The 12497-nt window shown below is 41.5% G+C and carries 14 protein-coding genes and 1 other RNA gene; 8 read left to right on the top strand and 7 right to left on the bottom strand.

Going from position 1 to position 12497, the window contains the following annotated elements:
- Positions 1–2 precede the first annotated feature (2 nt).
- From ACMFNG_RS10110 to nuoI, 5 genes are read left to right on the top strand one after another with little or no spacing between them, the layout of a single operon-like run.
- Positions 3–932, top strand: a complete 930-nt coding sequence (locus ACMFNG_RS10110) for a respiratory chain complex I subunit 1 family protein (protein ID WP_011012592.1) — start codon at positions 3–5, stop codon at positions 930–932.
- 10 nt (positions 933–942) lie between these two features.
- Positions 943–1521: a NuoB/complex I 20 kDa subunit family protein gene (locus ACMFNG_RS10105; RefSeq protein WP_011012591.1), complete on the top strand. Its 579-nt coding sequence runs from the start codon at positions 943–945 to the stop codon at positions 1519–1521.
- On the top strand, positions 1518–2042 hold the full coding sequence (locus tag ACMFNG_RS10100; protein ID WP_011012590.1) for an NADH-quinone oxidoreductase subunit C: 525 nt from the start codon (positions 1518–1520) through the stop codon (positions 2040–2042). Before ACMFNG_RS10105 ends, ACMFNG_RS10100 begins: the two co-directional genes overlap by 4 nt.
- 10 nt (positions 2043–2052) lie before the next feature.
- Complete coding sequence (locus tag ACMFNG_RS10095) at positions 2053–3228, top strand: NADH-quinone oxidoreductase subunit D (RefSeq protein ID WP_011012589.1); 1176 nt, start codon at positions 2053–2055, stop codon at positions 3226–3228.
- Positions 3229–3233: 5 nt separating this feature from the next.
- Positions 3234–3860, top strand: coding sequence for an NADH-quinone oxidoreductase subunit NuoI (gene nuoI, locus ACMFNG_RS10090; RefSeq protein WP_011012588.1), 627 nt, complete (start codon positions 3234–3236; stop codon positions 3858–3860).
- Here nuoI and coaBC read toward each other — a convergent pair.
- On the bottom strand, positions 3849–5057 hold the full coding sequence (coaBC, locus tag ACMFNG_RS10085) for a bifunctional phosphopantothenoylcysteine decarboxylase/phosphopantothenate--cysteine ligase CoaBC (protein ID WP_011012587.1): 1209 nt from the start codon (positions 5055–5057) through the stop codon (positions 3849–3851). The two genes, nuoI and coaBC, sit on opposite strands and share 12 nt — an antisense overlap.
- 73 nt (positions 5058–5130) lie before the next feature.
- On the opposite strand from coaBC, the gene ACMFNG_RS10080 reads away from it, so the two are divergent.
- Positions 5131–5469 carry a DUF4870 domain-containing protein gene (locus ACMFNG_RS10080; RefSeq protein WP_014835412.1) on the top strand — a complete coding sequence of 113 codons (339 nt, stop codon included), beginning with the start codon at positions 5131–5133 and terminating at the stop codon, positions 5467–5469.
- Between the two features lie 53 nt (positions 5470–5522).
- Entirely contained in the window at positions 5523–7427 is a 1905-nt protein-coding gene (locus tag ACMFNG_RS10075) for a S16 family serine protease (protein WP_011012585.1), read from the top strand.
- On the opposite strand, the gene ACMFNG_RS10070 is transcribed toward ACMFNG_RS10075, so the two are convergent.
- Entirely contained in the window at positions 7398–8702 is a 1305-nt protein-coding gene (locus ACMFNG_RS10070) for a phosphoadenosine phosphosulfate reductase family protein (RefSeq protein WP_011012584.1), read from the bottom strand. The two genes, ACMFNG_RS10075 and ACMFNG_RS10070, sit on opposite strands and share 30 nt — an antisense overlap.
- A gap of 39 nt (positions 8703–8741) precedes the next feature.
- Here ACMFNG_RS10070 and ACMFNG_RS10065 point away from each other — a divergent pair.
- An RNA gene (locus ACMFNG_RS10065) (C/D box small nucleolar RNA) lies at positions 8742–8796 on the top strand.
- Positions 8797–8813: 17 nt separating this feature from the next.
- Here ACMFNG_RS10065 and ACMFNG_RS10060 read toward each other — a convergent pair.
- The 5 genes from ACMFNG_RS10060 to ACMFNG_RS10040 are packed head-to-tail and all read right to left on the bottom strand — an operon-like array spanning position 8814 to position 12495.
- Positions 8814–9233 (bottom strand): 4Fe-4S dicluster domain-containing protein, encoded by a 420-nt coding sequence (locus tag ACMFNG_RS10060; RefSeq protein WP_011012583.1) that lies wholly within the window; start codon positions 9231–9233, stop codon positions 8814–8816.
- Positions 9230–10195, bottom strand: a complete 966-nt coding sequence (locus ACMFNG_RS10055; protein WP_011012582.1) for a respiratory chain complex I subunit 1 family protein — start codon at positions 10193–10195, stop codon at positions 9230–9232. Before ACMFNG_RS10055 ends, ACMFNG_RS10060 begins: the two co-directional genes overlap by 4 nt.
- Before the next feature lie 2 nt (positions 10196–10197).
- Entirely contained in the window at positions 10198–11481 is a 1284-nt protein-coding gene (locus ACMFNG_RS10050) for a nickel-dependent hydrogenase large subunit (protein ID WP_011012581.1), read from the bottom strand.
- Positions 11478–11999: an NADH-quinone oxidoreductase subunit C gene (locus ACMFNG_RS10045; protein WP_011012580.1), complete on the bottom strand. Its 522-nt coding sequence runs from the start codon at positions 11997–11999 to the stop codon at positions 11478–11480. The genes ACMFNG_RS10050 and ACMFNG_RS10045 overlap by 4 nt, the downstream gene beginning before the upstream one ends.
- Positions 11992–12495 carry an NADH-quinone oxidoreductase subunit B family protein gene (locus ACMFNG_RS10040; RefSeq protein ID WP_011012579.1) on the bottom strand — a complete coding sequence of 168 codons (504 nt, stop codon included), beginning with the start codon at positions 12493–12495 and terminating at the stop codon, positions 11992–11994. The genes ACMFNG_RS10045 and ACMFNG_RS10040 overlap by 8 nt, the downstream gene beginning before the upstream one ends.
- Positions 12496–12497 lie beyond the last annotated feature (2 nt).

The following is a 12497-nucleotide window of genomic DNA, read 5'->3' as shown; positions in this document are numbered from 1 at the left end:
AGATGATTGGGGTTTTCCTTAGGGCTCTCTTAATCATTATTTATGCAACGTTTGTTGGGTTCATATTCATGGGAATCATAAGGAAAGTAACCGCCAGAATACACAGGAGAATAGGCCCACCAATTTACCAGCCAATCATTGATACCCTTAAGTTCTTTGGAAAGAAGGAGAACATAACTCATGGTCTAATTTACGACTTTGGAATTATATATGCTGTTGGAGCCACTATACTCGCCCTGATGTTCATCCCATTAGGGCCAATAAGCGTTCTTAGAGCGTATGGAGATCTAATCCTAGTAACTTTTCTCTTAGAAATTCCAATGCTTGGTATAATGTTTGCTGCAATGAGTTCTGGCAATCCTTATGCTGGGATAGGTGCACAGAGAGCTCTATTAACACTCTTAGCAATCCAAGTTCCATTAGGACTCGCTATAATTGCCGTAGCTGAGTACTATGGAACATTCAGCACTTACGAAATAGTCATGGCTCAACAAAAGATGGGATGGAGCATATTCCACCTACCATTGCTATTGGCTGCAATAGCTTATGACATTGTTCTTCAAGCGATGTTTGGAAAGGAACCATTTGACATCATGATTGCCCCTGGAGAGATCTCATTAGGTCCGATGGTGGAGTTTGGAGGAAAACACATGGGAATGCTTCAGATTCAGCACGCAATGGCACTGTTCGCGGAGACACTATTCTTTTCAAACATATTCCTTGGAGGAGGTGTAGTCACAGCATTCGGCAGTCCACTCCTAAACACACTTGCAAGCTTAGCAGTTTTACTGGTTAAGCAGATTGCAGTATTGCTAATAGCGATATTTGTAGGGGCGATATTCCCAAGATTCACAATTGACCAAGCGGCGAAATTCTATTGGAAGTGGCCAACAATAATAGCTGCAATTGGAGCCATAATGGCTAGCTTGTGAGGTGAGGGGAATGGTTGATTGGAGGTTATTTGAGCCATTATTTAATTGGGCCAGAAAAAAGAGTCTTTGGATTGTTGCATTTTGTACCGGATGTGGTGGAATAGAGATGCCTCCACTAATGACCGCTAGATATGACTTAGAGAGATTCGGTATAATGCCAGATCCCAGCCCAAGACAGTATGACCTCTTCCTAATAACGGGTTATGTAACTCCAAAGACTCTAAAGAGAATAATTATAACCTATGAAATGGCTCCCGATCCCAAGTACGTTCTAGCTCACGGCTCTTGTCCAATTAACGGTGGAATATACTGGGACGCTTATAATGCAATAAAACAACTTGACAAGTACATCCCCGTTGACGTATATATAGCTGGATGTATGCCAAGACCCGAGGCTGTAATGGATGGAATAAAGAAGCTAATGGAAATGATTGAGAACGGAGAAGCTGATGGATGGAAGAGGTACAAGGAAAACTACGAGTGGTATAGAAAGAATCAGGATGAGCTATTGGGAGAGGGATGGAGAGAGAAAGAAGCTAGAAAATGGATTCCATGGTTAATGGATAAGAGGAAGGAGGTTAAAGAATGACGTGGGAAAAGGGAGAAGAGATTGTCAAGCAGATACTAGAGAAAGCTCCATACGCAGAAGGAAAAGTAAGGAGAGAAAGAAGGCTAGAATTTAGAGTTCCAGCAGATAAGATTAGAGACTTCCTTAGGATTATGAAGGAGTCGAACTTCCCATTAATGCTTCAGATAACCGCAGTTGACTGGCCAAAGGAGGGGGAAATAGAGCTTGTTTATCACTTAATTAACGTTGAGTTGGGAACTCATGCCATGGTAAAGACAAGAATTCCCAGAGATTTAGATAAAGCTAGAATGCCAACTGTTAAGGATATTTATCCAGCAGCTGAAACATATGAGAGAGACGTTCATGACTTTTTCGGAGTTTACTTTGAGGGGAATGAAAAAATGGAGATGCCTTGGATATTAGATGATCCAGAGAGAGGACTATACCCCCACAGAAAGGACTTTGACATGCTTGCCTATGTGAAGAAGAAGTATAAGATTCTTGATAGATTCGACGAGGATAAGGATAAGTATGTGATCTGAGGTGAGAATTATGGTTAGTCAAGAAGAACTCATTAGGGAAGCGAGACAAAATGGAATGGAGCTGTATCCAATTGATAAAGATACCTATGAGTTGTTCTTTGGACCTCAACACATGGCAACTGAAAACTTTAGTATCATCTTAAAGATGGATGGGAACAGAGTTGTAAAGGCTATAGCTAATCCTGGGTTCCTTCACAGAGGTTTCGAAAAGTTGGCTGAGTATAGGCCTTGGTATACTAACATAGCTCTCCTTCTTAGAATTTGTGTCCCAGAGCCCGACGTTCCGGAGGCAATATACTCAATGGCAGTGGATGAAATAATTGGATGGGAAGTGCCAGAGAGAGCCCAGTGGATTAGAACTCTTGTGTTAGAGATGGCTAGAGTAACAGCATACCTCTTCTGGATAATGGGTTTGAGCTTTAAGCTAGGTGTCTACACAGCTGGGCAATGGGCTGCTGCTTACAGAGAGAGGTTTATGGCATTATTTGAGCAATTGACAGGAGCAAGAGTTTACCACATTTATACAATCCCAGGAGGAGTAAGAAGGGATATCCCAGGGGACAAGTGGTTAAGACAGGTTAGAGATACAGTGGAATACCTCAAAGATAAGCTTAAAGACTTTGATAATGTCCTCTTCGAGAACTACATAACTTACAAGAGGCTTGAGGGAATTGGAGTAATGGACAAGAAGTTTGCACTAGAAGAGGGGGTAACGGGGCCAAACCTAAGGGCAACTGGAGTTGCCTACGACGTTAGAAAATCTGATCCATACCTTTTGTATCCTGAGCTTGACTTTGAAATTCCAGTGTTGAAGGAAGGGGATGCACTTGCAAGAGTTTTAGTTAGAAGATATGAGCTTGAGCAAGATCTCTACATAATTGAGCAGCTCCTCGATATGGGACCACCAAGTGGGCCTTACAAGGTTCAAGATCCAAAACTGAAGAACCTTCCAAGGTTTAAAGTCCCGCCAGGCGAGGCCTTTGCTCATGTTGAGGCAACAAAGGGTGATTTTGGAGCATACGTTGTTAGCGATGGGGGACATAAGCCATATAGGGTGCACATAAGAGGCCCTAGCATTGCTCATGGTGTAAGAGTTCTTGAGCAACTTTTAGTCGGAGCGAGATTAGCTGATGTCCCTGCAATATTAATGAGTCTTGATAATTGTCCTCCAGACATTGATAGGTGAGGAAAATGGAGGAGGTAACATTTAGAATAGCTCCCGAGGAGAAGGTAAAGAAAAAACCTTCATTCCTCAAGCCTTGGTTTGGGCTGAAATATCTCTTCAAGAAACCTGTCACTATAAAGATTCCCTATGAATTTATAGAGCCAGCTCCAAGGTATAGAGGATTTCATACCTTGGACTGGAAGAAGTGCATTGGATGTAATATGTGTGGCCAGATATGTCCTGCTAGGGCAATAGAGATGACTTGGATAGAGGGAGAGAAGAGGCCACATCCAAAGATAGACTATGGTAGATGTACATTCTGCCAGTTCTGTGTAGATGTTTGCCCAACTGGAGCTCTAGGGTTCATAGAGACTTACATGCTCACCACAACTTGGAGAGAAGAAGAGTTGTTGCTTTATGATTGGGTTCCAATAGAACCGGAAAAGTTCAAGGAAATTCAAGAAAAATTCAAAGATTATAAGTTCCCAGTTGAAAAGATAGAGTTCAACAAAGAGACAAAGGAAGTAACCTACTACCTAAGAGATGGCACCACATTCAAATTCAAAATACTTGGTTATGGACTTAAGCCTCCAGTAAAACCCCAGCCCACAACAAAACAGCAAGAGGAAGAAAAGAAGGAATCAGGACAGTAATTTCTCTATCTCATCCCAAATTCTCTCTGCTAACTCTCTCTTTTTCATTTTTGGAAGTTCTTTTGTGAAATCTCTGCCAATTAATACTACTTGGTTTTCCTCGCTTCCAAAGGCTTCCAATGTGTTACCAACGACTAAGTCAGCCTTGGCCCTCTCAATCTGCCTTTTACCTTCTTCTATAAGCTTTTCTTTTGAAGTTTCTGCTTTAAATCCAACAAGAAAGACATTTGGTTGAATTTCCTTTATTCTATCAATGATTTTGGGATTTGGAACGAGCTCTATCGTTATTGATCTATCGCTTTTAATTTTTCCCTCTGCTTTAATTTTTGGCCTAAAATCGCTTACAGCAGCTGCCATAATAACTACGTCATACTTTTTACTCCTCAACTCATTTTCAATCGCTGAAAGCATTTCTTCCACTGTCTCAACTTCAATTTGATTTTCTACAAAGCTCTTTACACTTCCCTTTGTTCTTATGAGGGTAACCTCAGCTCCTCTAAAATCTGCTTCTTCAGCCAACGCTACTCCCATTTTTCCACTGCTGGCATTTGTTATGAATCTTATTGGATCTATGTACTCTCTTGTTGCTCCCGCCGTTACTAGGACTCTCTTCCCTTCCAATGTTTTTTTGTGGAGCTTTTTAATAACTCTGTAAACTATTTCATCAATGCTTGCAACTTTTGCCTTTCCCTCCTCAATTCTTGGTCCTATAAACTCAACGCCAAGCTTCTTTAACCTTTCAATGTTCTCCCTTACTATGGGATGCCTGTACATTGTCTCATGCATTGCTGGGGCTATCATAATTGGAATGTGGGGAAATGCTGTGGTCACGACTGTAGTTACTGGAGTATCATCTATTCCACATGCAATCTTACTAATTGTGTTGGCAGTGGCAGGACAAACCAAAATTAAATCTGCTTTATTCTCATGTTCCCCTGCTAACTCAACATGCTCGATAAATCCAGTGATCTCAGTTATGACTGGATTTCCCGTGGCAAATTCCATTGCATAAGGATGAATTATCTTGGTGGCTGCCTCACTCATCACTGCATGAACTTCGGCCCCATGCCTAATTAGTTCCCTAGCAAGCTTTACACATTCCACAGCTGCAATACTCCCTGGGATTGCGAGAACTATCTTTTTTCCAACTAGCTTTCGACTTTTTGTGGCGTAGATTAGCTTGACGTGGTGAAGCATTTTTCTTCCCTCAAAGATTAATTGTCGAAAGTTTAATTAACCTTTGCTTTTATTCTAGAAAGAGGTGGAAATAATGGAAAGCGGAAATACATCTCTTGGCTTAAACGAAAATGTTGAAGCAGCTCTAGCATATGCAGGGGCATTTATCAGTGGAATAGTGTTGTTGATTTTAGAAAAGGAGAGTGAGTTTGTGAGATTTCACGCCATGCAGTCAACGGTTACATTTTTAGGACTTCTAGCTCTAGATCTCCTTCTTGGCTGGATTCCCATATTTGGTTTTGTTTTTGATTTTGTGATTAAGATTGTAGCAATAGTGGCTTGGATAGTGGGTATTGTCAAAGCCTATCAAGGAGAAAGGTTTAAGTTCCCAATAGCTGGGGACTTAGCTGAACATTTCCTTCCAAAAGTTTAGGCACGAAATCCGTATAAACTTTTTTCCTTATTTTATCATAGGGTGAAATCCTAATGAGAGGAAAAATACTATCTTTTTTAATAGTTCTTACGCTACTTGCTCTTCCCACAACGGCTCAGTGTCCTTCTCTAGGAAGAACAGTTGTTCTCAAAGCACCAGCAGTTTCCATGACCTCAACCGGGGAAATGATTGGAGTACCAACTGAATTTGTCATAACAGTAGCTCCTGGAAGTGGCCATGTATACGTTGAAACTTGGCCATTGACGGAAGTGGATATGCAGGCCTCTGCAAGGTTAGCTGCAGAGATTGCAGGAGTTGTGACTGGAAAGGATATGAGCAAGTACGACGTCTTCATCCAGGTTAGAGCAGACTCTCCAATAATTGGAGGGCCTTCTGCAGGAGGAACAATGACTGTAGGAATAATTGCAGCACTAATGGGGTGGGATGTTAGAAGTGATGTGATGATGACTGGAATGATAAATCCTGACGGGAGCATAGGACCAGTGGGTGGAATTTTAGAAAAAGCCTCTGCCGCTCATCAGGCTGGTGCAAAGATTTTTCTAATTCCAAAGGGTCAAAGAATCCAAGTTGTCACAGAGACCCAGAAAAAGCAGATTGGGCCTATTACTCAGATAACAACTACTCAAAGAAAGGTAGATGTTGTGGAATATGCCCAGGAGAGATGGGGATTAAAAGTAATTGAAATCAGCGATATTTATGAGGCAGTGTACTACTTTACTGGGCACAAGCTTGAAAAGCCTCAACCTCCACAAAATGTTGTTATAAGCACTTCTTTCTTAGAGGGAGAAGCAAAAAGTGATTATGAAGAAACCCTCCAATATTACAATACAATTAGCAATAAACTAAAGAATAGTGAAGTGGGGTACACTACATATAGTTATTTAAAGGCTGCTTTAGACAATGCCAAATCAACGTTAGATAACGCTAAGAATGCTCTCGACAGTGGAAAATATTACACCGCCATGAGTCTCAGCTTTCAAGCTAGGATTGTCATTAGACATGTTGATTGGTATATAGACCTCTATGAAGGAAAAGACATTGAAGACATATTCTCTGAAGTTAAGGATGAGATTGACAGAATCGAAAGTTATATTTCAAACCTCACAATTAGAGGAGTAACAATGCTTCAGGCGGTAGCTGCAGCGGAAACGAGAATCGAAGAGGCTAAGGAATATCTAAAAGAAGCTCAAATTTCTTATTATAACCAAGATTACTGGAATGCAATAGGTGATGCGGCATACTCTTATGAAAGGGCCAGAACAGCTGAACTTTGGGCCGAGTTAGGAGAAAAATATGGAAGAGGAGAAGAAATATCGAGGGAAGCTATAAAGAAAGCGGCAAGAACTCAATTGGACAATGCACGATTAATAGTCACTTACATCACTTCAATGTTTGGAGAGCAAAATCTTCAAGATCTTGTAGACACTCTCAACAAAGGAGAAGCCTACTATGAAGATGGAAAGTACTCTGCGGCTTTGTTCTCTGCCATGGAGGCGAGAATTAGGGGAGAAGTAATTCTTGACACAATTGGAATTGACAATGTGACGGTCCTTAAGGAAAAGCTTGAAGACATCAAAGAAAGCGCTAAGGGTGCCATTGCCTTAGCACAGTCAGGTGGAACAATTCCTCTACTTTCAATGGCCTATTATGAATTTGCTGAAAGCTATGAAGCTAAAGGAGATTTAGAAGATCTTATAACAGCAATGATATTCTATCAATACGCTAGGGAAACAGCAATGATTTTCGTAAGCTGGAAGTCTCAAGAGAACACTGAAGTTTCAACAGAAACGGAGATTATAACAACATCTACCACCACTTCAACATCCACTCAAACCACCACTACTCAACAAACTACTACAACTACAGAACAAATTTGTGGTCCTGGGGTGCTAGTTGCATTGTCCCTTCTAGGCCTCGTCTTTAGACGCAGATTCTAATTCTTTTAATTTCTTTTCCATAATTTTTGGCAAGAAGTTTAGCTCTTTGAGGAGAATTATTTCCCAGTGAGCTAAGCTTGGACAAACTGTGCATCCTAGCCTATAAAAACCTTCGCAGTATAGGGGATGTAATTCGAGTTTGTTCATGAGTATATAGAGCTGAACCATTGCACCGCTCCAGAACTTTATGGGCATGATTTCCAGAATGTTTCCAACTGGAGTTTTTCTCTCAATTACTGGAGGCTTTAATCTTCTTCTTGCACTTTCCGAGTCTCTATCTCCCACCACTAACACGGGATCCCTGAACTCTGCCACTGCATTATATAGGGCCTCAACTTTCATTTTAGTACACCATCTGTTTGAGTGGGTGGGCAATCCAAACTTTTCTATTGGCATTGGAACTTTTGTTTCAATGAGATTTATCCCCAGCTTTTTGGCTACCTTTTCAATGTATTCATCAGTTAGAGGCATTTCATATTCCATCTTTACATAGACTGCAGTAACATCGTCAAACACCTTACTTGCAAGAATTAGAGCAGCTGTTGAATCTTTTCCTCCACTCCATGGAACAATTACATCCTTATCTTGAAACTTTGAAAGGAACTCCATGCTGGCTTTCTCAAATGCCTCTATGTATTCCACGTTCAGGGTAAGGGAATCTTCTAATGATACTGGCATGACTGCGGGGATTCTCCACTTTACATCTGTTGGTTTTCCAATAACTTTCTCGATTTCTGCAATCTTGTTTGGCCCTGAATAATATTCTTCCCTGTTCATTGTCTTTCTCAGCACTAATGCAAAGTCCCCTGGGTCTACACCCAATAGCTTTATCATGTTCCTTCTAAATCCCTTGCCAAAGGCAAAGTAGATGTCATAGTCTGGATGAAGTTCTATTCCCATTGTGTTTTGAGGATCAAAGAGGTAACCGTTATTTACCCAGGACACACCCAACCTAAATCTTGCCTTAATTTCTTCTATGTTCTCATATAGTTCATCAACTCTCATGTTTCTAACTCTCTTCGTCCTAAGAATCCTAGTGTAGTATGGTCCTTTAATTTCTCTACTCACATCTTCAGCAAGCTCTTTTTCTTTTTCCCCAAAGAGAAGAATTGGGATGTATGAGCTTTCCAGGGCCTCTCTTAGATTATCTACTACTTCTTCAAATTTTCTTCCTCCCCCTAAACTTGAAACTTTGAACCATCCTCCATAGTTTCTTTCATTTATGTATTGTATTGCCTTGGCATCTTTCCTAGCTCTAACTATTATGTTGAACATCAAAAGAGATATCAAGAAGTGGGTATAAAAAACCAACGATGAGATGATGAGAACTCCCTGATCTGAGCGGTGATGAGGACCGGTGATCTGAAAAATAGTAAAAAAGGGGTGTCACTTAGAAGCTTGCTTTTCAGCCTTTGCCTTATTCGCTTCTTCTAGCTTTTTCTTAATATCTTCTGCTTCTTCTGGGGTTAGGTAGATAAGCTTGGCATCATATTTGTCGTAGCTGGCCAGTAGGAATTCATCGCTCATTTGAAGAGCCGCCGTTGGGCAGACATCAACACACTGCTTACACATGACACATCTTCCTATCCATAGAGTGACCTTTCTTATTTCTGGGAGATAAACAAAGACTCCTGCAGGACAAACTGTTACACACATCCTACATCCTACACACTTATCCACATTGTATACTAGCTTTCCTCTGAAATCCTCAGGAACTGGAACTGGTTCAGTCTTTGGGAAAGGATTAGTTGCAGGTTTCTTGAAGAGGTTTTTAATTACGGTTGGGAGGAGCGGAAGTCTAATCATAGCATCACCCCCAATGCAAGAAGTAGAGCACCAATAACACTCGCGGTAAACACCCTAGTCCAGAGGAGATTTACTGCTTGGCTGATCTTCAGTCTGCCTGTTATAGTTCTGAATATCGTCTTGGAGACTAGAAGAACGATGAACACCTTTAGCGTGTGGAGCAAGAGGTTTATTAGGTATCCCTGAACACCTGGGATGTTAAGTTGCCATGGGAATAAAACTGCAACTACTAGTGAAGCCGCTATAAACTCTTTAATAGACTCGGCAAGTTTTATTATGCCCAGGTATCTTCCACTGTACTCTACTAAAGTCCCCTCTGCAATTTCTTGTTCTGCCTCTGGTATGTTAAAGAACCCAACCTCTATCTCGCTGGCTAGCCAAGCCATGAAGACGTATATTAATACAACTCCAGCGACCCAAGCGACTGGACCAAAATCCCATATGGTGTGTTCATATAGGCTCGATAAGCTGAAGGGTTTTTCAACACCAAGTTTTGATATCGCCCACATTACCGCAAATACTCCAAGCATCATCGCTGGCTCTCTTGACACTAATAGTGCGATCCCTCTTGCGGCACCTATTCTTCCGTAGGGACTCCCTGAGCTCATGACACCCACAACTAAGAAGAAGTCAGCTAAGGTCAAAAGATATATGAAGACTATTATATCTCCCTTTGTCCCAAATATTGGTGGAAATCCTAGAGGGGTGTAGGCTAAAAGTGCTATTACTGTCGCAAGCATTAAAATTGGAGCTGCCTTAAACATGAAGTTTGCTGTCTTAGGTATTATTGTTTCCTTGCTCATGAGCTTAAGAAAGTCATAGAAGGGCTGTAAAATTGGAGGCCCTATTCTCCTCTGCATTCTAGCTACAAGCTTTCTATCTATACCACTAAATAAAAGTGAAACTACGGAAACGTAAATGTAAATGAGGATTAAGCCAATAACTCCATATACAATTTTCATATTCACACCCCCCTAGAACATCCAATTCCAGTAGGTGTAGGATCTCCCTTTACGTTTGGGTTGATCTCCTTTGTCTTTTCAATAGAAAGCTTTAATAGATCCTTTTCAGTTAGAACTACCTTCTTTCCTTCTTTTACTATGGCTACTCTGTCTGTACAGCTTAGACATGGATCTATTGAAGCTATGGCAACAACTAAGTCCGCAAGCTCATTTCCTTCTAGAGCCTTTGCGATTGTGAATAGATTCGGGAAGGTTGGCTCTCTTGGTTTCCACCTTACAGGCCCATCTCTTCCCTTTTGTCCTCTCACGTAGTGGACTAGCTCTCCTCTAGGAGCTTCGTACCTTCCTATTCCTTCTCCATCTCCAAGGAGCTTCAGCTTAGCTACTAAGATATTGTCTTTGGGGAATGTTTTTATCTTTCCTTCCGGCATCTGATCGAGTGCATGTTCCAGCAAATCTAAACTCATCCATAGCTCCCCAATTCTTACGGCCATTCTGTCATAAACATCTCCTCTGGCCTTTTCTCCAGTAACGTCTTCGGGCGTTACTGGTTTTATTCCCAGGTCGGGATAAACTCCTAGTTGCTCACTCCATCTAGAATCCTCTTTAATCCCACTTCCTCTCGCCGTTGGGCCAACGGCACCCATCTCTATTGCAAGCTTTTTTGGAACAACTGCAACATCCCTTAATCTTGCCTCAATTGTTGAGTCATGGAGAAAAACGTCTTCTATTTGTGGGAGAACCTCTCTGTAGTATTTTATCATATCCAAAATTAGTCGTTTTTGTTTCTCTCCTATATCCCTTCTGACTCCTCCAATGGTTACCATGGAGTAGTTAACTCTGTTTCCACTAACAGCTTCTAGGACATCCATTACTCTTTCTCTAGCCAACCATGTTAGATGGAGGACTGTGTCATATCCAATGTCGTGCCCCACTACTCCGAGATTCAAGAGGTGGGAGTGAATTCTCTCGAGCTCCCCCACTATAACTCTGATATATTCTGCTCTCTCTGGAACCTCTATTCCGGCCATCTCTTCAACAGCTCTTACGTATGTGTGGTTATGGGAAAAGGAGCAAATTCCACACATTCTCTCTGCCAGATACATGATCTGGACGTAGTTTCTTCTCATTCCTATCCATTGCACACCTCTGAGGTTATATCCAAGCTTTACATCAACGTTTACTATTCTCTCTCCATCTAGGGTTATGATGAACTTTTCTGGCTCTTCTAATCCTGGATGAATGGGACCAAAGGGGATTTTAACCCAATATTCGACCTTCTTCATTTCTTCTCCCTCCTGAGAAGGTATGGGTGGCCAGCGTTTTTGACCATCTCCTCCGGAACACCTTTTTCATCAGTTCTTAATGGGTATATTCCCTCTGGGAAGTCGTCTGGTAAGAAGAGTCTTCTCTTATCTGGAGCTCCTTCAAAGTCAAGCCCCACCATTTCCATTCCTTCCCTTTCAAATTGCAATGATATTGGGAATATATCGCTAGTGTCTGGTAGTACGGGATTATCTTTTGGAGCATGGACATCAATTAGCAGAGATACCCCAGGGGGCTCGTCGTAGAATAAGAGGATATGATTCAGAAATCCAAGCTCATCTCCCCAATCTTGCTCGATTCCAATTGAATAGTGGGCTTCGGGGTCAAGTTCCCTTATAAATTTCATTAGCTCTTTGTATTCCTCTCTAGATATTCTAACCCAGACTCTTTCTCTTCCCCACTTGTTGGTTTTTACTACAACTTCAGCGTTTGGAAACCTCTCCTTTATCTTATTTGCAACCATTTCAGCTTTACTCATTTTCCTCACCTTCCTCAGGCGGAACTTCACCTTTTATCATCTTGGCAAGCTTTTCTAGAGCTAATACGACTCCATGGAGAATTGCCTCTGGCCTAGGTGGACATCCTGGGACAAAGACGTCTACTGGGATTATCCTGTCAAGTGGGGCATTTGTAAATGGGCTTTCATAGAAGACGCTTCCTCCAGTTGGGCAGGCTCCAATGGCTATTACTATCTTGGGATCTGGTGTTTGTTCATACACTAGCTTTACTCTCTCGAGGCTTTGGTTTGTAACTGGACCGGTGACTAAAAGAATGTCGGCATGTCTTGGACTTCCCACTAGCTTTACTCCAAATCTTTCCGCATCATATCTTGGAGTTAATGCTGCGATTATCTCAATGTCACATCCATTACATGAACCTGAGTTTACGTGAAAGACCCAGGGGGACCTTCCAATGAACTTACATAGTTGGGCAATTCTCTTCTCCAACCTTTTTCTCTCCGAATTGTTAGTCAAAT

This window comes from Pyrococcus woesei, assembly GCF_050496105.1.
GTDB classification, from domain to species: domain Archaea; phylum Methanobacteriota_B; class Thermococci; order Thermococcales; family Thermococcaceae; genus Pyrococcus; species Pyrococcus furiosus.
The sequence above is the reverse complement of the archived record's forward strand: the minus strand, read 5'-3'. Positions and strand labels throughout refer to the sequence as shown.

Excerpts from the sequence above, each read along its gene's own strand:
- ACMFNG_RS10095 (WP_011012589.1), top strand. The coding sequence starts at position 2,053 with ATGGTTAGTCAAGAAGAACTCATTAGGGAAGCGAGACAAAATGGAATG.
- ACMFNG_RS10075 (WP_011012585.1), top strand. The coding sequence starts at position 5,523 with ATGAGAGGAAAAATACTATCTTTTTTAATAGTTCTTACGCTACTTGCT.
- ACMFNG_RS10055 (WP_011012582.1), bottom strand. The coding sequence starts at position 10,195 with ATGAAAATTGTATATGGAGTTATTGGCTTAATCCTCATTTACATTTAC.
- ACMFNG_RS10100 (WP_011012590.1), top strand. The coding sequence starts at position 1,518 with ATGACGTGGGAAAAGGGAGAAGAGATTGTCAAGCAGATACTAGAGAAA.
- ACMFNG_RS10050 (WP_011012581.1), bottom strand. The coding sequence starts at position 11,481 with ATGAAGAAGGTCGAATATTGGGTTAAAATCCCCTTTGGTCCCATTCAT.
- ACMFNG_RS10110 (WP_011012592.1), top strand. The coding sequence starts at position 3 with ATGATTGGGGTTTTCCTTAGGGCTCTCTTAATCATTATTTATGCAACG.
- nuoI (WP_011012588.1), top strand. The coding sequence starts at position 3,234 with ATGGAGGAGGTAACATTTAGAATAGCTCCCGAGGAGAAGGTAAAGAAA.
- ACMFNG_RS10080 (WP_014835412.1), top strand. The coding sequence starts at position 5,131 with ATGGAAAGCGGAAATACATCTCTTGGCTTAAACGAAAATGTTGAAGCA.
- coaBC (WP_011012587.1), bottom strand. The coding sequence starts at position 5,057 with ATGCTTCACCACGTCAAGCTAATCTACGCCACAAAAAGTCGAAAGCTA.
- ACMFNG_RS10070 (WP_011012584.1), bottom strand. The coding sequence starts at position 8,702 with ATGTTCAACATAATAGTTAGAGCTAGGAAAGATGCCAAGGCAATACAA.
- ACMFNG_RS10105 (WP_011012591.1), top strand. The coding sequence starts at position 943 with ATGGTTGATTGGAGGTTATTTGAGCCATTATTTAATTGGGCCAGAAAA.
- ACMFNG_RS10060 (WP_011012583.1), bottom strand. The coding sequence starts at position 9,233 with ATGATTAGACTTCCGCTCCTCCCAACCGTAATTAAAAACCTCTTCAAG.
- ACMFNG_RS10045 (WP_011012580.1), bottom strand. The coding sequence starts at position 11,999 with ATGAGTAAAGCTGAAATGGTTGCAAATAAGATAAAGGAGAGGTTTCCA.